General features: G+C 62.6%; 18 protein-coding genes. 14 read left to right on the top strand and 4 right to left on the bottom strand.

Features of this window, described 5'->3' with window-relative positions; genetic code table 11:
• Window positions 1-129 precede the first annotated feature (129 nt).
• Window positions 130-1,329 (bottom strand): tyrosine--tRNA ligase, encoded by a 1,200-nt coding sequence (tyrS, locus tag IE091_RS15860; RefSeq protein WP_039181301.1) that lies wholly within the window; start codon window positions 1,327-1,329, stop codon window positions 130-132.
• 115 nt (window positions 1,330-1,444) lie between these two features.
• Here tyrS and IE091_RS15865 point away from each other — a divergent pair, with 115 nt between their 5' ends.
• Window positions 1,445-2,587 (top strand): anhydro-N-acetylmuramic acid kinase, encoded by a 1,143-nt coding sequence (locus tag IE091_RS15865; RefSeq protein WP_189464088.1) that lies wholly within the window; start codon window positions 1,445-1,447, stop codon window positions 2,585-2,587.
• A gap of 10 nt (window positions 2,588-2,597) precedes the next feature.
• Here the strand turns inward: IE091_RS15865 and IE091_RS15870 are convergent, their stop codons facing one another.
• Window positions 2,598-3,638: a type IV pilus twitching motility protein PilT gene (locus IE091_RS15870; RefSeq protein ID WP_189464089.1), complete on the bottom strand. Its 1,041-nt coding sequence runs from the start codon at window positions 3,636-3,638 to the stop codon at window positions 2,598-2,600.
• Window positions 3,639-3,672: 34 nt separating this feature from the next.
• Here IE091_RS15870 and IE091_RS15875 point away from each other — a divergent pair, with 34 nt between their 5' ends.
• The 6 genes from IE091_RS15875 (at window position 3,673) to IE091_RS15900 (ending at window position 8,272) form a co-directional block, all read left to right on the top strand.
• Window positions 3,673-4,371, top strand: coding sequence for a YggS family pyridoxal phosphate-dependent enzyme (locus IE091_RS15875; RefSeq protein WP_189464090.1), 699 nt, complete (start codon window positions 3,673-3,675; stop codon window positions 4,369-4,371).
• Window positions 4,372-4,438: 67 nt separating this feature from the next.
• A complete protein-coding gene (gene proC, locus IE091_RS15880; RefSeq protein ID WP_096921566.1) occupies window positions 4,439-5,266 on the top strand; it encodes a pyrroline-5-carboxylate reductase in 828 nt (275 codons plus the stop codon).
• An 87-nt stretch (window positions 5,267-5,353) separates the two neighbouring features.
• Window positions 5,354-5,947 (top strand): YggT family protein, encoded by a 594-nt coding sequence (locus tag IE091_RS15885; RefSeq protein WP_144984243.1) that lies wholly within the window; start codon window positions 5,354-5,356, stop codon window positions 5,945-5,947.
• Between the two features lie 55 nt (window positions 5,948-6,002).
• Entirely contained in the window at window positions 6,003-7,199 is a 1,197-nt protein-coding gene (gene metX / locus IE091_RS15890; protein WP_189464091.1) for a homoserine O-succinyltransferase MetX, read from the top strand.
• Complete coding sequence (gene metW / locus IE091_RS15895; RefSeq protein WP_189464092.1) at window positions 7,199-7,798, top strand: methionine biosynthesis protein MetW; 600 nt, start codon at window positions 7,199-7,201, stop codon at window positions 7,796-7,798. Before metX ends, metW begins: the two co-directional genes overlap by 1 nt.
• Before the next feature lie 12 nt (window positions 7,799-7,810).
• Window positions 7,811-8,272 carry a DUF4426 domain-containing protein gene (locus IE091_RS15900; protein WP_016915944.1) on the top strand — a complete coding sequence of 154 codons (462 nt, stop codon included), beginning with the start codon at window positions 7,811-7,813 and terminating at the stop codon, window positions 8,270-8,272.
• On the opposite strand, the gene sfsA is transcribed toward IE091_RS15900, so the two are convergent.
• Window positions 8,269-8,997 (bottom strand): DNA/RNA nuclease SfsA, encoded by a 729-nt coding sequence (sfsA, locus tag IE091_RS15905; RefSeq protein ID WP_189464093.1) that lies wholly within the window; start codon window positions 8,995-8,997, stop codon window positions 8,269-8,271. The genes IE091_RS15900 and sfsA overlap by 4 nt on opposite strands.
• Window positions 8,994-10,154 carry an aminotransferase class I/II-fold pyridoxal phosphate-dependent enzyme gene (locus tag IE091_RS15910; protein ID WP_189464094.1) on the bottom strand — a complete coding sequence of 387 codons (1,161 nt, stop codon included), beginning with the start codon at window positions 10,152-10,154 and terminating at the stop codon, window positions 8,994-8,996. Before IE091_RS15910 ends, sfsA begins: the two co-directional genes overlap by 4 nt.
• Before the next feature lie 201 nt (window positions 10,155-10,355).
• Between IE091_RS15910 and dksA the strand changes: the two genes are divergently transcribed.
• From dksA to folK, 7 genes are all read left to right on the top strand, one after another.
• On the top strand, window positions 10,356-10,793 hold the full coding sequence (gene dksA, locus IE091_RS15915; protein WP_016915941.1) for an RNA polymerase-binding protein DksA: 438 nt from the start codon (window positions 10,356-10,358) through the stop codon (window positions 10,791-10,793).
• 120 nt (window positions 10,794-10,913) lie between these two features.
• Window positions 10,914-11,813, top strand: a complete 900-nt coding sequence (gluQRS, locus tag IE091_RS15920; protein WP_189464095.1) for a tRNA glutamyl-Q(34) synthetase GluQRS — start codon at window positions 10,914-10,916, stop codon at window positions 11,811-11,813.
• Window position 11,814: 1 nt separating this feature from the next.
• Entirely contained in the window at window positions 11,815-11,991 is a 177-nt protein-coding gene (locus tag IE091_RS15925) for a hypothetical protein (protein WP_016915939.1), read from the top strand.
• Window positions 11,981-14,926 carry an ATP-binding protein gene (locus IE091_RS15930; RefSeq protein WP_189464096.1) on the top strand — a complete coding sequence of 982 codons (2,946 nt, stop codon included), beginning with the start codon at window positions 11,981-11,983 and terminating at the stop codon, window positions 14,924-14,926. The genes IE091_RS15925 and IE091_RS15930 overlap by 11 nt, the downstream gene beginning before the upstream one ends.
• Complete coding sequence (locus tag IE091_RS15935) at window positions 14,904-16,289, top strand: sigma-54-dependent transcriptional regulator (RefSeq protein ID WP_189464097.1); 1,386 nt, start codon at window positions 14,904-14,906, stop codon at window positions 16,287-16,289. Before IE091_RS15930 ends, IE091_RS15935 begins: the two co-directional genes overlap by 23 nt.
• An 820-nt stretch (window positions 16,290-17,109) precedes the next feature.
• Complete coding sequence (gene pcnB / locus IE091_RS15940) at window positions 17,110-18,495, top strand: polynucleotide adenylyltransferase PcnB (RefSeq protein WP_189464098.1); 1,386 nt, start codon at window positions 17,110-17,112, stop codon at window positions 18,493-18,495.
• Window positions 18,492-19,016 (top strand): 2-amino-4-hydroxy-6-hydroxymethyldihydropteridine diphosphokinase, encoded by a 525-nt coding sequence (gene folK, locus IE091_RS15945; protein ID WP_096921572.1) that lies wholly within the window; start codon window positions 18,492-18,494, stop codon window positions 19,014-19,016. The genes pcnB and folK overlap by 4 nt, the downstream gene beginning before the upstream one ends.
• Window positions 19,017-19,093: the final 77 nt, after the last annotated feature.

The following is a 19,093-nucleotide window of genomic DNA, read 5'->3' on the forward strand; positions in this document are numbered from 1 at the left end:
CCTGACAAACCGAAGGTTTTTCAACCTTCTTCACCGCTGGTAACGCTTGGCGTCCCCGGCAGCGGATGCGTACTTTACGGATTCGCTGCCGGGTTGGCAAGGGCTATTTTGAAAAAGTTTTCAAAAAGTTCAAGCAAGCGTCACACGGGCGTAACGTTTCTTGCCTGCCTGGATGACGTACACCTTACCGGTGGCCAGCATGGCATCTTGAGCAACGACCTCGCCATCGACCTTGACGCTGCCATTTTTCAGCATGTCCTTGGCCTGGGCGCTGTTCTTTGTCAGGCCGGAGCGATTCAGAACAGCGGCGATGGGCGCTTGCTCGCTGCCTTCGAAATCCACCGTCACTTCCGGCAGGTCTTCCGGCAGCTCACCCTCGGCCAGCTGGTTGCCCGCCGATTTATGCGCATTCGCGGCTGCTTCATCACCGTGGTAACGGGCGATGAGCTCACGCGCCAGCTCCATCTTCACATCCCGAGGATTGGCACCCTGCTCCACGCTGAGCTTCAGCGCGGCGATCTCTTCGTTGGTTTTCAACGAGAGCAATTCAAAGTAGCGCCACATCAAGCTGTCAGGCATGGAGACCAGCTTGTTGAACATCGACCCCGGCGCTTCGTCCACGCCGACGTAGTTGCCCAGCGATTTGGACATCTTCTGGACGCCGTCCAGCCCTTCCAGCAGCGGCATGGTAATGACGACCTGTGGCTCCTGGCCAAAATGCTTCTGGATTTCACGCCCCATCAGCAAGTTGAACTTCTGGTCGGTACCGCCCAGCTCGATATCGGCTTCCAGCGCAACCGAATCGTAGCCCTGCACCAGCGGGTAGAGGAACTCATGGATGGCGATGGGCTGATTGGCCTTGTAACGCTTCTCGAAGTCGTCACGCTCCAGCATGCGGGCCACGGTGCTTTGGGCGGCCAGCTCGATCATCTTCGCGGCGGTCAGCTCACCGAACCATTCAGCATTGAAACGGACTTCGGTCTTTTCAGGATCGAGGATCTTGAAAACCTGCTCTTTATAGGTTTCCGCATTCGCTTTGACATCGGCTTCGGTCAGCGGCTTGCGGGTGACGTTCTTGCCGGTGGGATCACCGATCCGACCGGTGAAGTCACCAATCAGGAAGATCACCGTGTGCCCCAGGTCCTGGAACTGGCGCATTTTGGTGAGCAGCACGCTGTGGCCGAGGTGCAGGTCGGGGGCGGTAGGATCGAATCCAGCCTTGATGCGCAGCTTGCGGCCCGACGCCAGTTTCTTGCGCAGCTCGTCTTCTACCAGGATTTCATGCGTACCTCGCGACAGCAGCGCTAACGCCTGATCCACCTCACTCATTGCCTCTCTCCATGTACTATATGCCGTATATAGGCGATTAACCGTGATAGCGGGCGATATTACCACGCCCCAAGGCACTGGTTGAGCCTTCACCCCGTTTTGGATGCATGGCGATATGAAAACTTCACCTCTCGCGTTACCGACCTTGTATGTCGGGCTGATGTCGGGCACCAGCCTGGACGGCATCGATGCCGCCCTCGTCGAAATAACGCCCCATACCCCTCCGACCCTGATCGGTACCACAGCGGTTGCCATGCCCGATGCGCTGCATGGGCAGCTGCTGCATTTATGCCACTCGTCGTCGGTGACGTTTGCCGAGCTGGCCGCTGCCGAAGATGCCTTCTGTCGCTTGCAAGCACGGGCCGTCAACACCCTGTTGGCAGAGCATGGCGTCGCTCACCACCAGATAGCGGCCATCGGCAGCCACGGCCAGACCATCGAACATGCCCCCGAGGGGCACCAGGGCGGGCCGCGCTATACCTGGCAACTGGACAACCCGAGCCTGCTGGCAGAACTGACCGGCTGCGCCGTCGTGGCGGATTTTCGCCGTCGTGACCTGGCCGCAGGAGGCCAGGCGGCGCCCCTGGCTCCGGCGTTTCATCAGGCACTGTTCGGAGCACGGGCAGGTGAACAGCTGGTGCTCAACCTGGGCGGCTTTGCCAACCTTACCTGGCTATCGAGCCAACCGGGGCAGGCGGTGGTGGGGTTCGATACGGGGCCGGCCAATGTGCTGCTGGATGCCTGGTTTGGCCAGCATCATGTCGGCCGATTTGACCAACAGGGTGCCTGGGCAGCGAGTGGCTGCGTGGACACCGCCCTGCTGGAGCGACTGCTGCAAGAGCCCTTCTTTCAGCAGCCACCGCCGCGCAGCACGGGCCGTGAGCTCTTTCACCTGGATTGGCTACAGCGCCACCTCACCGGCCACGAAGCGCCCTGTGACATTCAGGCAACGCTGGCGGAACTCACGGTGGCCAGTATCGCGCAAGGCATCGCCCAACTGCCGCTGGGCGATCAAAAAGCGAACCTGCTGGTCTGCGGAGGAGGCGCCCATAACGACCATTTGATGGAGAGGCTGGCGGCTCACCTACCGCACATGGCACTGGTATCACCGGCCACGCTGGGCTGGCCGGAAGATTGGATCGAAGCGGGTGCCTTTGCCTGGCTGGCCCATCAGCGCCTGCATGGGCTCCCCGGCAACCTGCCTTCCGTGACGGGTGCCAGCGGCCCGCGTGTACTGGGCGGTATTTACGCCGCCTGATACCGCGCCGCTACTCCTTGACCGACAGCGTTCCCTTGGCTCGGGCCTGAGCATCGCCCAGTGTGACCACCCCCTCCTTGACCAACCGCGCCAAGGAGGCATCCAGCGTTTGCATGCCCAGCGCGCCACCGGTCTGAATGGCGGAGTAGATCTGAGCTACCTTGTCTTCGCGGATCAGGTTGCGCACCGCTGCCGTGGCAATCAGAATTTCGTGAGCTGCCACGCGCCCGCCCCCCTGTCGCTTGAGGAGCGTCTGCGAGATGACCGCCTGCAGCGACTCGGACAGCATCGAGCGCACCATGGACTTCTCTTCCCCGGGGAACACGTCGATGATCCGGTCGATGGTCTTGGCCGCCGACGTGGTATGCAGGGTGCCAAACACCAGATGGCCGGTTTCGGCGGCGGTCAGCGCCAGCCGAATCGTCTCCAGATCCCGCAGCTCGCCCACCAGAATCACGTCCGGGTCTTCCCGCAGCGCACTGCGCAGCGCGCCAGCAAAGCTGTGGGTGTCACGATGCACCTCGCGCTGATTGATCAGGCAGCGCTTGCTGGTATGCACAAACTCCACCGGGTCTTCGATGGTCAGGATATGCTCGAAGCGGTGGTCATTGATGTAATCGATCATGGCCGCCAGCGTCGTGCTCTTGCCCGACCCCGTTGGCCCTGTCACCAGCACCAATCCCCGCGGCAGCATGGCAAGACGCTCGAACACCTCACCCATGCCCAAGGTCTGCATCGACAGCACGTCATTGGGAATGGTACGGAACACCGCCCCGGCCCCCCGCGCCTGGTTGAAGGCATTGACCCTGAAACGCGCAACGCCGGGCACCTCGAAAGAGAAGTCGGCTTCCAGATGCTCTTCATAGTCGCGGCGCTGACGATCGTTCATGATGTCGTAGATCAATCGCCGAACGTCACTGTTTTCCATGGCGGGCACATTAAGCCGACGGATATCGCCATCAACACGTATCATGGGAGGCAAGCCTGCAGAAAGATGCAGGTCGGACGCATTCTGCTTTGCCGAGAATGCCAGCAGTTCGGTAATATCCATCTCTCTTTTCCCAGCTGCGGTAAGGTGTTTGAGTATGACAGACAACGCGCTTCCCGAGTCACTGGCCGCTGCGCGCGAACGCCTGGGCCAGGCGCTCGTCCAGGCCGGGCGACCCGCGAACGGTGCAACGCTGCTGGCGGTGTGCAAAACCAAGCCCGCCAGCAGCGTGCGCCTGGCCTGGCAGCACGGCCAGCGGGCGTTTGGCGAAAACTACCTGCAGGAAGCGCTGGACAAGCAGGCGCAGTTGGCCGACCTGGAAGACATTGTCTGGCACTTCATTGGCCCGTTGCAATCCAACAAGACCCGGCCCGTGGCTGAACAGTTTGCCTGGGTGCACAGCGTCGACCGCCTCAAGATTGCCAAGCGCCTGAGCGAACAGCGCCCGGCCCACCTGCCACCGCTGAATGTCTGCCTGCAGGTCAATATCAGTCGCGAATCCAGCAAATCCGGGGTACTGCCGGAAGATGCGCTGGCCCTGGCCCGGGAAATCGCGCCCCTACCCGGCCTCGCCTTGCGGGGCCTCATGGCGATTCCTGCCCCGGCGGAAACGCAGGAAGCGCAGCGCAAACCGTTGGCTGAGCTACGGGCGCTGCTGGAAACGCTGCAGGCAGCCCTGCCCGACGCCCCTCTGGATACGCTCTCGATGGGCATGAGCGATGACCTCGAAGCCGCGATTCTGGAAGGTGCCACGCTGGTACGGCTGGGCACCGCCATTTTTGGCGCTCGGAGTTGACGGCAACCACCCGAACACGGCTTATTTTCTGCTGCACGTCGCAGCCATTTGCGAAAAAGGATCCCCCATGGCGAACAAGATCACCTTCATTGGCGCAGGCAACATGGCCAGCGCCATTATCGGCGGCCTGATCGACAGCGGTGTCGCGCCTGGCGACATCACCGCCACGGCCCCCAACGAGAGCGAGCTTTCAGCCCTGGCCTCGCGCCTGGGCATTCATACCCATACCGATAACAACGCGGCGGTGAGTGGCGCTGACGTGGTCGTCCTGGCCGTCAAGCCGCAAATCATGCGCGGCGTTTGTGAGGCCCTGCGCGATAGCGTCCAGCAGCAGGCACCGCTGGTCGTCTCGATTGCGGCAGGTCTGGACGCTGACACCATCGACCAGTGGCTCGGGGGTGGTAACGCCCTGGTACGCTGCATGCCCAACACGCCGTCCCTGGTCGGCATGGGCGCCAGCGGCCTCTACGCCAATCAGGCCGTCAGCGAGGCCCAGCGCGAACTGGCCACACAGATGATGGAAGCCGTGGGCATCGTCGAGTGGGTCGAAGAAGAGCACCTGCTGAATGCCGTCACCGCCGTGTCCGGCAGTGCACCGGCCTATTTCTTCCTGATGTTCGAAGCCATGGAAGCAGCCGCCGTGGCACAAGGGCTTTCGGCCGCCACGGCGCGCCGGCTGGCCATCCAGACCGCGCTGGGTGCCGCCACCATGGCCAAGCGCAGCGACAAAGACCCCGCCACGCTGAAACAGAACGTGATGTCGCCGGGCGGCACCACCGAACGCGCCATTGCCCACATGGAAGAGGCCGAACTGAGAACCATCATCGCCGATGCCATGCAAGCGTGCGCTCAGCGTGCCGATGCCATGGCCAAAGAGCTCGGCCAACACACATAATGCCTGCGTTACACACAGGATGACGTGCCTGATACGCCTTTAGCGTTTATTTTGCACACCAATACCAAGATCGAAGGAGAGGCAGCAATGGGAAGCCAACTGGGCAGCGCGGGGCTAATGCTCGTCAACACACTGATCAATATCTATCTGTTTCTGTTGATGCTGCGTTTCTTGCTGCAGGCGTCACGGGCCGATTACTACAACCCCCTGAGCCAGTCGGTGGTCAAGATCACCCAGCCGGTGGTAGGGCTGTTCCAGGGCTTCCTGGGCCCCGTGGCAGGTCGCTTCGACCTGGCCACCCTTGCGGCAGGGTTCGTCTTGAAGGTCGTCAGCATCGTGGCCATCTTCATGGTCATTGGTCTGGGCATGCCGCCGATTCCCGGCCTGTTGATTGCCGGGGTAGCGGCCCTGGCCAATGCCATCCTGAAGATTTACTTCTTTGCCATGATCGTCATGATCATCCTGAGCTGGGTGGCCCCCAATGCCAGTCATCCAGGCGCGCTGCTGGTCATGCAGCTGGTAGAGCCCATCATGGCTCCCGTGCGCAAGGTCATCCCGCCGCTGGGCATGATCGACCTGTCGCCCATCGTGGTGTTCATCGCCATCAACCTGGTCGATGGGCTGGTGGTTGGCGCGCTGATCCGCGCGGCGGGAATCTCGGGCGCGCTGGTCGGCCTCTGAGGCTGGTCGTCGCGTCTTTTTGAGCAGGATCCATTTTGCAGGACTAGCGCTTTCGATGCCTGATTCAGACACTCTTGCTTTTGCTGACCGGCCAGCGGACTCCGTGGGTCTGGTCACACCACACGTTGCCAAATTTGATACGCCGCTACCGCTTGCCTGCGGCAAGACGCTGCCGGAATACGAGCTGATCTATGAAACCTACGGCACGCTCAACGCCGAGCGCTCCAACGCGGTACTGATCTGTCACGCGCTCTCCGGCCACCACCATGCGGCGGGCTACCACTCTGCCGAGGACCGCAAGCCCGGCTGGTGGGATGCCCATATCGGCCCGGGCAAATCCATCGACACCGACCGTTTCTTCGTGGTGTCGCTGAACAACCTGGGCGGCTGCCACGGCAGTACCGGCCCCGTCAGCCATAACCCAGACACCGGCCGCCAGTGGGGGCCCGACTTCCCCGTGATCACGGTCAACGACTGGGTGGCCAGCCAGGCACGCCTGGCCGACCACCTGGGCATCGTGCGCTGGGCTGCGGCCGTGGGTGGCAGCCTGGGCGGCATGCAGGTACTTCAGTGGAGCATCACGTACCCGGAGCGGGTGGCCAATGCGGTCATCATTGCCGCCACGCCACGCCTGTCGGCCCAGAACATCGCCTTCAACGAGGTGGCTCGTCAGGCCATTCGCTCCGACCCGGAGTTCTTCGATGGATGGTACGCAGAGCACGACACGGTGCCCAGGCGGGGCCTGAAGCTGGCGCGGATGGTCGGTCATATCACTTACCTCTCCGAAGACGCCATGGGCAGCAAGTTTGGCCGCGACCTGCGCAGCGACGACCTGAATTTCGGCTTCGATGTCGAGTTCCAGGTGGAGTCCTACCTGCGTTATCAGGGCGATACCTTCTCCACCGCCTTCGATGCCAATACCTATCTGCTGATGACCAAGGCGCTGGACTACTTCGACCCTGCCGCCCGCCACGGGGGCGACCTTGCCCAGGCGCTGGCCCCGGCCCAATGCCCTTTCCTGATCGTCAGCTTCACCACCGACTGGCGCTTCCCACCCTCGCGTTCCCGTGAGCTGGTGGATGCCCTGACCCAGGCGGGCAAATCGGTCAGCTATGCCAATATCGACTCCCCTCACGGCCACGACGCCTTCCTGCTGCCTGAACCCCGCTACCACGCGCTGTTCAGTGCCTTCATGGGCCGCGTCGCTCGCGAGCTGAAGATCGACGCCGTCGCCAAGAAGGAGGCTCGTTAATGCGTACCGACCTGGAATTGATCTATGACTGGGTGCCCCACGGCGCCCGTATCCTCGACCTGGCCTGCGGCGACGGCACGCTGCTGGAACGGCTGGCCAACGAGAAACAGGTCTCCGGTTACGGGCTGGAGATCGACCCGGAGGGCATCACCCAGTGTGTGGCCAAAGGGGTCAGCGTGATCGAACACAACCTGGACGACGGCCTGGCCAGCTTCAGCGACAACAGCTACGACCAGGTCATCATGACGCAGGCCTTGCAGGCACTGCGCCGCCCGGACAAGATGCTCGATGAGATGCTGCGGGTGGCGGAGGAGGGCATCATTACCTTCCCCAACTTTGCCTACTGGCGTCACCGCGTCCACCTGGGGGTGCGCGGTTACATGCCGGTATCGAAGTCGCTGCCCCACGCCTGGTACGACACGCCCAACATTCACCTGTCGACCTTCAATGACTTCGAGCATCTCTGTGGCGAGAAGGGGCTGGTGATCGTGGACCGCGCCGTGGGCGTGGGCGACCACAAAGGGCACTGGACATCCAAATGGTGGCCGAATCTGTTTGGCGAAATTGCCATTTTCAGGGTTCGCCGCCGCCCATCGTAGAGGAGAACCGCCATGGCGATGGCAAGACTGCGCCGCAGCCTCGCGCTGCTGACACTATTGGGTCTGCTGCTGATGTCGACCCAGGCCACGGCAGAACAGTGGGTCGAAGTCGGCGATTATGAAATTCACTACAGCGCCATCGCCACGCGGCACCTGAGCCCTGAAGTCGCTCAAGCCCACCGCATCCAGCGCAGCGCCGGGCACGGGCTGGTCAACGTGGCCGTGCGCCAGCGCCAGCCCGATGGCACGACGCGCCCGGTCATGGCCAACGTCCAGGGCAGCGTCGGAGGACTGAATGACGCCGGGGAGTCTCTCGGCTTTCGCAATGTCCGCGACGGCGATGCCACCTACCACATTGCGCTGTTCACACTGCGCCATGACGAACCCATGCGCTTCGACCTGGAAGTGCGCCACGACCGCAATGCGCCCCCGCAGCCGGTCAGCTTTATCCAGCGTTTCTACATCGAGCGTTAGGCCCGCACCGTCAGCGCCCGGTTCAAACGTGCAGTGAACGGCGCTGCGTCGCGCCACTCGAGACGAATGCCGTAGGCCAGCACATCGACGCCCGCCGCCATGGCCTCGGCCAGCGCGGTCGCATAAACGGAGTCGATGTGGGCCGCGGGAGCCACGTCCTCGATCCCTTCATGGGCCACGCAAAACAGCAGCACCGCCCGTTCGCCCTGCTGGGCCAGCGCCGTCAGATGATGCAAATGCCGCGTGCCACGCTCACTGACCGAATCCGGGAAATAGCCATGGCCATCGTCCTCCTTGAGCGTTACCTGCTTGACCTCGACATAGGCCGCCCCCTTCACCGGGTCGTCGAGGCGAAAATCGAGCCGCGCATCGGCCACTTTTACCTCACGCTTCAGCGTGGCGTAGCCTGCCAGAGGGGGGATGTCTCCCGCCTGTATGGCCGACTCGACCAACCGATTGGCCCGCCCGGTGTGCACCGAGGCCAGCGCCAGCGCGCCGTCCGGCTGGGGCAGCGCAATCCACTCCCAGGTCCAGGCCAGCTTGCGTTTGGGGTTGTCGCTGGGCGATAGCCATACCCGAGCCCCCGGCACGTTGACCGCCTTCATCGAACCGGTATTGGGGCAGTGCGCCACCACCTCTTCGCCGCTGTCCAGCCGCACATCGGCCAGAAAACGCTTGTAGCGGCGCAGCAGCGTACCCGGCATCAGCGTGGGGTAGTGCATCATAAGCGACCTACGAAGCGGGCCAGGCGCTCCATGGCTTCCTGAAGTCTGGGCACTTCATTGGTGAACGCGATTCGCACATGGTGCTCTCCGCCCTCGACGGCAAAGTCGATCCCCGGTGTGATGGCAACGTTCTCCTCTTGCAGCAGGCGTTCGCAAAAGGCCTGGCTGTCGCGGCTGTAGCGAGAAATATCCAACCATACATAAAACGCCCCCTGGGGTGGCAGGTCCGGCGCCAGCCCCAGGGCCGCCAGGCCATCCAGCAACACCTGACGCCGCTGCTTGAGGGTGGCCCGACGGGTTTCGAGAATGTCGCGACACTCCGGCGTGAAAGCCGCCAGAGCCGCATACTGGGAGGGCGTCGGCGCAGCCAGAAACACGTTCTGCGCCAGCCGCGTGAGTGGCTCGACCGCCTGCTCGGGCGCCACCAGCCACCCCAGCCGCCAGCCCGTCATGCCGAAGTACTTGGAAAAGCTGTTCACCACAAACGCATTCTCCGACAGCGACAGAGCCGACAGCGGGGCATCGTCGTAATTCAGCCCCTGATAGATTTCGTCGACGATGAGATCGCCGCCCTTGGCGGCCACCGTCTGCATGACCTCCCTTAGTGCGGTAGCGCTGAGCGTATGCCCGGTGGGGTTGGAAGGCGTGGCCAGCATCACCAGCCGCGTATCGGGCTGCCAGTGACGTTCGACCAGCGGTGCGGTCAGCTGCCAGCCGCTGTCACGGCCCACCGGTACGCTGTCGATGTGGGCACCGGCCAGCGCCATGAAGTGGCGATTGCACGGGTAATTGGGGTCGGCCATCAGCACGCGCTGACCGCTTTCCACCAGCAGCTGGCTGGCCAGCAGCAGGGCACCGGACGCGCCGGGGGTCACCAGAATCCGCGCCGGGTCCACCGTTGCCCCAAAGTGCTGGGCATAATGGTCGGCAATCGCTTCACGCAGTGAGGCCAGCCCCGCCGCCGGTGTATAGCGTGTACGGCCTTCCGCCAGCGCCTGCTGCCCTGCCGCCACGATGGGGGCTGGCGTGGCAAAATCGGGTTCTCCTACCTCCAGGTGGATGACATCATGACCCGCCGCCTCACGCGCCTGCGCCATTTCCAATAAGTGCATCACGCGAAAAGGTGCGACGTGTTCCACACGCGTATTCCAGGCCATAACGGTTCCTTTTCCTAGCAGTAGTCAAAACATGACCCATGGCGTACAAGATGTAGGACCATGGTCGAAAACGCACTATTATGCTTGCATCGCAGCTAATTTTCAGCTAAACAAGCACCCCTTTGGCGTGCGATCGTGACACACGCACATGGTCGATCAGCAGTCACAACGTTCAGTAGTCACAACGTAAGGGGCACTCCCATGCCAGTAGCGGAAAAGAAATCGGAAGCGTCCAAGTCCTTCATCCCGTACGAGCCGGCACCGGGTGAAGAGTATATGAACGAGAAGCAGCTCGCGCACTTCCGCCAGCTGCTTCTGGACTGGAAACAGGACCTCATGGAAGAGGTGGATCGTACCGTACGCCACCTGCAGGAAGACGCCAATAACTACGCCGACCCCGCCGACCGCGCGACCCAAGAAGAAGGCTTCAGCCTGGAATTGCGCACTCGGGATCGTGAGCGCAAGTTGCTGAAAAAGATCAACGAAACCATCGAAAAGATCGATGAAGACGACTATGGCTTCTGCGAGGCCTGCGGGGTCGAGATCGGTATTCGCCGCCTCGAAGCACGCCCGACGGCCACGCTGTGCGTCGACTGCAAAACGCTGGCCGAGCTGAAAGAGAAGCAGCTGGGCGGTTGACACCGCGGCCACCGCAACATGAGTGACGGCCGCTGACGGGCACCCTTGAGGTGCCCGTTTTTGTTTGTCATCTTGTGTCTTTCCACGCTTGTGCTCTTTGATTGCCAGAAACGGGTTGCCATGACCGCTACCGCTTCCTATCGCGGGCGTTTTGCCCCTACGCCCTCCGGCCCTTTGCATCTTGGCTCACTGGTGGCCGCCCTGGGTAGCTATCTGGACGCCCGTGCCGCCGGTGGCCAATGGCTGGTGCGCATAGAAGACATCGACCCGCCACGCTGCCCAGACGGCGCCGACCTCACTATCCTGCAGCAGCTGGAAAGGTTCGGCTTGTATTGGGACGAAGCGGTCTGCTGGCAGCACACCCGCTCAGACGCCTATCAGCGGGCGCTGGAGCAGCTGATCACCCAGCGCCTCGCCTACCCCTGCAGCTGTTCGAGAAAGCAGTGGCAGAATTTCGACGTCTATCCTGGCTGGTGCCGAGACGGCGTGCGCGACGCAACCAAACCTATTGCCTGGCGGCTGCGCAGCGACCTCGGCCAGCGCCCCGTCGTCTGGCAGGACCGCCTGTTTGGTCGCCAGCAGTTCGACCCGGCGGCGCTGGGCGACGTGGTGCTCAAGCGCAAGGATGCCTTGTGGGCCTATCAGCTGGCGGTCGTGGTCGATGATGCAGACCAGGCCATCACCGATATCGTGCGCGGCTACGACCTGCTCGACAACACCCCCTGGCAGCGCCAGCTGCAAGCGGCACTGGGCTATGCCACGCCGCGCTACCTGCACCTGCCGCTGGTGGTATCTGCGGATGGTCAGAAGCTCTCCAAGCAGAACCTGGCCCCGCCGCTGGCCGATGCACCAGACGCCGTGCGCCGCCAGCTGCACCAGGCGCTCACGCTGCTCGACCAGGCGCCCCCGGCAACCCTGGCAAGCGAACCAGTCGACACTCAGCTGCAGTGGGCCATTGCCCACTGGTCGCCCGAGCGCCTGACGCCCCACGCCCATCGGCCCACGCCCGAGGAGCCCTGACATGTACGTTTACCGCATCATGCTGTTTCTGGTGTTTGGCGGCTACCTGCTATCGCCTCTGTTCATGAACGGCTGGGGCGACCCGGACACGGCCTGGTATCGCCCTTTCGCCATCTGGGGTGGTCTGATCGCCCTGACCCTATGGCTCGAACAGAAGAGGAAGCTGGATGAGCGTTGAGCTAGCGGGGGTTGCCCTGCTGGGCCTGGGCTATCTTGGCCTGCTGCTGGCCTGCGGCATGGCCGTCGAGCGCGGCTGGGTACCTATTCGGGTCACGCGTCACCCCATGGTCTACACCCTGGCGCTAGGGGTCTATGCCAGCGCCTGGGCGGTCTACGGCAGCGTCGAGATGGCTTCCAAGGCCGGTTTCGGCTACCTGGCCTACTACCTGGGCGCGGCCGGTGCCTTCTTGCTGGCACCGGTACTGCTGGTGCCCATCCAGCGTATCACCCGCACTTACCAGCTCTCATCTCTGGCCGACCTGTTTGCGTTCCGCTATCGGTCACGCTGGGCCGGTACGCTGGTCACGCTGCTGAGCCTGGCGGCCGTCCTGCCCTTGCTGGGCATTCAGGTGCAGACCCTCAGCGACACCATTGCCCTGCTCTCGGGTAGCCATTACAGCGGGGGCGTCACGCTGCTGCTCTGCGCCGCCATCGCTGCCTGCGCGGTGCTGTTTGGTGCCCGCCATAGCCACCGCCAGCGCCACGATACGCTGCTGACCGTGATTGCCTTCGAATCGGTGATCAAGCTGCTGGCCATGCTGGGGCTTGGCGTGATTGCGCTGTGGTGGGTGTTCGATGGCCCCCAGGACCTGCAGCGCTGGCTGGAAGGCCCGGGGGCCGCCGTGCAGGCCGCTACCCCGCAGCTGGAAGCGCCCCAATGGAGAACCCTGCTGCTGCTGTTTTTTGCCGCCGCCTTCCTGATGCCGCACCTGTTTCAGATCACCTTCGCCGAAAGCCTCTCACGGCACACTCTGCTTCAGGCCAGCTGGTCACTGCCACTGTTTCTGCTGCTGATGGCGCTGCCCGTCCCGCTGATCTTATGGGCAGCCCAATCGACCCAGCCCGACGTGCCCGTCGCGGCCTACGCCGCCTATCTGATGACCGAGCACTGGTGGGTCGGTGCGCTGGCTTTCATCGGCGGCCTGGCCGCAGCCAGCGGTACCATGATGATGATTGCGCTGGCGCTGTCGGGCATGGTGCTGAATCACCTGGTGCTCGTAGCCCGGCCGCCGGAAGCGCGCAGCGACCTCTATGGCTGGCTGCTGTGGCTACGTCGCGCGCTGGTGGTTGCGGTGATTGCCGGTGGCTGGCTGTTCGCCGAAAGCCTGGGCCGCTATCACTCCCTCACCAGCCTGGGGCTGGCCGCCTTCGTGGGCATGGCCCAGTGCCTGCCGGGCATGCTGGCACTGCTCTACTGGCCCGGCGCCAATCGCAAGGGCACCCTGGCGGGATTGGTCGGCGGCATCGTCATCTGGCTGTGGGGGCTTTGGCTGCCCCTGCTGCTCAACACCCCGCTGCCCGCCCTGCCCTTCACCCCGCTGATGAGCGCCGATGACCCTGCCTGGTTCAGCGTCACGCTGATCTCGCTGGCCATCAATATCGTTCTGCTGATGGTGGTATCGCTGTTCACGCGCATGTCCGAAGGCGAAAGCTCGTCTGCCGAGGCCTGCTCGGTGGACGCGGTCATCCGTTCCAAGCGCCTGCCGCTGGAGGCCGCCACCGCCGGTGATTTCACCGCACACCTGGCCCAGGCGCTGGGCGAGGAAGCCGCTGGCCGTGAGGTCAGTCGCGCCCTGAAGGCGCTCAACCTGACACCTCAGGAGCGCCGCCCCTACGCACTGCGCCGCCTGCGTGATCGTATCCAGGCCAACTTGTCCGGGCTCATGGGGCCTTCGGTGGCGCGCGACATCGTGGACCGCTACCTGCCCTATCGCCACGACGATGCGCCGGTCACCGACGACATTCACTTCGTCGAAAGCCGCCTGGAAGCCTATCGTTCACGGCTGACCGGGCTGGCCCGCGAACTGGACGGTTTGCGCCGCCACCACCGCCAGACGCTGGCGTATCTCCCCGTCGGGCTTTGCGTACTGGGTGACGACGACGAACTCCTGATGTGGAATCAGGCGCTGTCGCAGCTCTCGGGTATCAGTGGAGACAGCGTGATCGGCTCACACCGCGACAGCCTGCCCGCACCCTGGCCGGAACTGCTGGGCAGTGTACTGGAAGCAGACCAGACCCCGCTTTACAAACAGGCCGTCTCGCTGCACGGCAGGGATTACTTTCTCACCCTGCATAAAGCGGTTCTGAGTGGCCATGACAGCCGTGGCGGCAGCGTGGTGCTGGTCGAAGACCACACCGAAATGAAGTGGCTGGAAGAGGAACTCGTGCACGCCGCGCGGCTGGCCTCGATTGGCCAACTGGCCGCCGGCGTGGCCCATGAAATCGGCAATCCGATTACCGGCATCTCATCGCTGGCCCAAAACCTGCGCTACGACACCGAGGACCCAGCACTGCTGGAAACCGCCGACCAGATCCAACAGCTGACCCAGCGCGTAACCCGCATCGTCAACTCGCTGGTCGGCTTTGCCCATGGCGGCCGAGCGGCCCTGCCCCAGCCCGCCGCTCCGGTCGCCCTGGCCAGCGTCAGCGACGATGCCTTGCACTTGATCCACCTGGCCCGCTCAGGGGAGGATGTGCGCTTTACCAATGCGTGCGCGGATGACATTGTGGTGCGTGGTGACGCCCAGCGACTGACCCAGGTGATGGTCAACCTGCTGAGCAATGCCAAGGATGCCTGTGCCCCGCAAGGCAGCGTGGTGATCGAGGCTGGCCACCAGGCCAACCACGCCTGGTGGCGCGTGACCGACGACGGTCACGGCATCGACGACAGCGTCAAACACCGGTTGTTCGAACCGTTCACCACCACGAAACCGGCAGGCGAAGGTACCGGGCTTGGGTTATCGTTGGCGTATCAAATCATCAATGAGCACCAAGGCAACATAGAAGTGGCTTCGCCACCTCCCGGACAGCCTCGCGGCACGGCCATCACGCTATGGCTCCCGCTTTACCGACAGGATGATCACTTGCCCCATGCCCCGGATACTGATTGTTGAAGATGAAGCGATTATTCGCAGCGCCCTCAAGCGCCTGCTGGAGCGGCATGACTATCGCGTCAGCGAGGCCGCCAGCGTCGAGGAAGCCCGCGAGCTCCCCCCCAGCGACTTCGATCTGGTGATCAGCGATCTGCGCCTGCCAGGGGAACCGGGCACGGCGCTGATCGCCCTGGCCGCCCCGGCCCCGGTGCTCATCATGACCAGCTATGCCAGCATGCGCTCGGCGGTGGATGCCTTGAAGCAGGGCGCCGTGGATTACGTGGCCAAGCCCTTTGACCATACCGAACTGCTGGAAACCGTCGAGCGCATTCTGCACAAGCAATCCATGCAGCAAGGTACTCCCCCGGACATTACCGACGATGGCGGTGGCAGGCAGACGATGATTGGTGATTGCAGCGCCATGCAGCAGGTCTATACGCGCATTCGCAAAACGGCGCCCGCCGATGTCACAGTGCTGATCCAGGGCGAGTCCGGCACCGGCAAGGAGCTGGTCGCCCGCGCCATTCATCAACAAAGCAAGCGTGCCAAGGCACCGTTGATCTGCGTGAACTGCGCGGCGATCCCCGAAACGCTGATCGAGTCCGAGCTGTTCGGCCATGAAAAGGGAGCCTTTACCGGCGCCAGCGCCGCCCGCACCGGATTGGTGGAAGCCGCGGACGGCGGGACGCTGTTTCTGGATGAAATTGGTGAACTGCCGCTGGACGCCCAGGCCAGGCTCTTGCGGGTGCTGCAAGAGGGCGAAATCCGCAAGATTGGCTCGGTCGAAACACGCCACGTGGATGTGCGCCTGATTGCCGCCACCCACCGGGACCTGCGCGCCCTCTCCAAGAGCGGCGAATTCCGGCTCGACCTCTACTACCGCCTGAACGTCATGCAGATCGCGCTGCCGCCGCTGCGGGAGCGCGAGGATGACGTGCTGAAGATTGCCGACATTCTGCTGGAGAAAGCTTGCAAGCGACATGAGCGGCCGGGGCTGCGGCTTTCACGGGCGGCACGCCAGGACCTGCGCGACTACCCATGGCCCGGTAACGTGCGCGAGCTGGAAAATGCTCTGGAGCGCGGTGTCATTCTGGCCGAGGGGCATCTGATCCACCCTGACGACCTGGGCCTTGGTCCAGTGACCAATCGCCCGGCGCCGCCCCCCACCGCCAGCGTCACACCCACGGCTCCTGCCAGCGACGGCGAACCGGAACCCAACGAGGACGACCTCTCTCTGGAGGACTATTTTCAGCACTTCGTGCTGGAGCATCAGGACCAGATGAGCGAAACGGAGCTGGCACAGAAGCTGGGCATCAGCCGCAAGAACCTCTGGGAAAGGCGTCAACGGCTAGGGATTCCCCGTAAAAAAACGACACGCCGATAAACTTAAGTCGATAATAAGACTAACGTCCAATAGATTGATTTGCATAAGAATTATCCAAAAACCGTTACCCCTTCACTGTTACCTTCCCACACAACGACTCGGCAAAAAGGGCAATTTCGGGGTAACACTTCCTGTGCGGATAAGTTCCCCGACCCGCCTGAAAATTGCCAAGCTCATGAAAACTAAAAGTTATCTGATAGGTGGCACAGCGAGTGCAATATTACTCAGCAAGAAGAACAAACTGGGCCACGCGGCAGTCGCCAACAAAAACAACATGACGCCGCCCCGACCTGAGCCACAACAAGAACAACAGGGCCAGGCAGAGATAACGGTACTAACAAGAACAACAGGCTTGAGTCTCACTACTTGTAAGCACAGGGTTTGCAAACACGGCGCAGCCCCTGATGCGACAACAAAAACAACAGCAATCTACAAGTGCCCAAAAAGGACGCGACGTACACAACAAGCTGCACCCCAACAACAATAACAGCAGCATAGGTGTACACCCCCGGAGCCAATAACAATTCGCCGGGAGAGAAAAGTTCGCGGTTGGATTATTGTTTTGAATACGAGGCGGTCGGAATCAGAGTGGTTCTTACGCCTACCGACTGCGGTGCGTATTCAGGGCGATGTGCCATCATGAATAAAAACAGCAGCATGGATGCTGATTGTCTGCTTAGTAGGGGGAGGCTCATGTAGCCTCCCCTTTCCGCATTTGTCACCTATTACCGTCCAAACGCCGTCTCGGCGCTTTGCAAGCTATCGGGGGTCGGATACACTCAACGCCTTGATCGATACCCCTGCGAGTCGATATCGCCGCATGTTTAAAGGATTTACCCGTTTATTACATAGTCCGGGAGAGCACTTGAAATCACTGCTCGATTCCCCAGAGAGCGCTGACAACGCGCTCAGCCCACGCATTATTCCGCGCTCCGAGCACCCCGTTTCTCGTAAGCAAATCAGTGAAGCCGCGCTGAAGGTGCTCTATCGCCTCAATGGTGCTGGCTACGATGCCTACCTGGTGGGTGGCTGCATTCGTGATGCGCTGCTGGGCAAGATGCCCAAGGATTTCGACGTGGCCACCAACGCCACGCCGGAGCAGGTGCGTGACCTGTTTCGCAACTCACGTCTGATCGGCCGTCGCTTCCGTATCGTGCATGTGCGCTTTGGTCGTGAGGTCATCGAGGTGACTACCTTCCGCGGCAAACCGCAGGACGAGCACGGCGATCACATTGCCCATCAGTCCGACGATGGCTTGCTGCTGCGCGACAACGTATGGGGCAGTATCGAGGAGGATGCGCTACGGCGTGACTTCACGGTCAATGCGCTCTATTACAACATTGCCGACTTCACCATTCACGACTTCGCCAACGGCGCGCAGGACATCGATTCACGCACTCTGCGCCTGATCGGAGACCCTGCCACGCGCTATCGGGAAGACCCGGTGCGCATGCTGCGGGCGGTCCGCTTTGCTGCCAAGCTCGACTTCACCATCGAATCGGCCACCGAAGCGCCGATGTACGACCTGGCGCCGCTGCTGCTGAACATTCCTCCGGCACGCTTGTTCGACGAAGTACTCAAGCTGTTCATGTCCGGCCATGGGCTGATTACCTTCCGCCTGCTGAGCCACTACAACCTGTTCGGCATGCTCTTCCCGGAAGCCGAAGAGGCCATGGCCGATGCCGCCTGGGCAGAGGAGTTGATCGAGCAGGCGCTGATCAATACCGACAAACGCATTGCCGAAGACCGCCCGGTCACACCGGCCTTTTTGCTGGCGGCGTTTCTCTGGGCACCGGTGGTACATCGCCAGGCTGAGCTCGAACGCGAGGGCATGCCTTCAGTACCCGCACTGCAAACCGCCGCCCAGCAGGTCGTTTCTCGTCAGTTGCAGCATACGTCGATTCCCAAGCGCTTCGGTATTCCCATGCGGGAAATCTGGGAGCTGCAATCGCGCCTGCCCATGCGGCGGGGCAAGCGCGCCTTCCAGACCCGCGAGCACCCACGTTTTCGGGCAGCCTACGACCTGCTGTTGCTCCGTGAGCAGGCGGGCGAGATCCCGCGTGGCCTGGGCGACTGGTGGACGGCCTTCCAAAAAGGGGACGAGCACGAACAGCTGCGCCTGCTGCAAAAAGTCGGCAGCGACCCGGCAAGCCAGGGCGACCGGCGGCGCAAGAAAAAGCGTAAATCTCGCAAGGGCGAAGCGTGAGCCCGGTACGCGCCTATATTGGCCTGGGCAGCAATCTGGACGACCCCAAGGGGCAGCTCACTCGGGCCCTGGAGGCGCTGGCAACGCTGCCCCTGTGCCAGATGCTGGGCCACTCTTCGCTCTACGCCACCCCGCCGATAGGCCCCCAGGACCAGCCTGACTTCATCAATGCCGTGGCCTGCCTGGAAACCCGCCTCTCGCCGCTGGCTCTGCTGGATCAGCTACAGGCGCTCGAGCAGCGCCATCGGCGGCGGCGCTTGCGCCACTGGGGCCCCCGCACCCTGGACCTGGACCTGCTGCTCTACGGGTCGCAGCACTGCCAGTGGCCGCGCTTGACCGTGCCCCATGCACAGATGCACCTGCGCGCCTTCGTACTGGTGCCACTGGCGGAGCTTGCCGGCACGCTGGAGCAACCACTCACCTTGCATGGGCAGCCGCTCGATCACTGGGCATCGACCCTCCCGCTGGACGACATCCGCCGCTTACCCAACACGGCCACCCTCTCGACTGCTACCGTCTGACACAAATCTCGACACCATGCCCGCATTCAGGTAACAATTGCCGGTTACACCCCTTCGCACATGCAGGGATGCCGCGA

Origin of the sequence: Vreelandella hamiltonii (genome assembly GCF_014651775.1) — a bacterium.
GTDB lineage: Bacteria > Pseudomonadota > Gammaproteobacteria > Pseudomonadales > Halomonadaceae > Vreelandella > Vreelandella hamiltonii.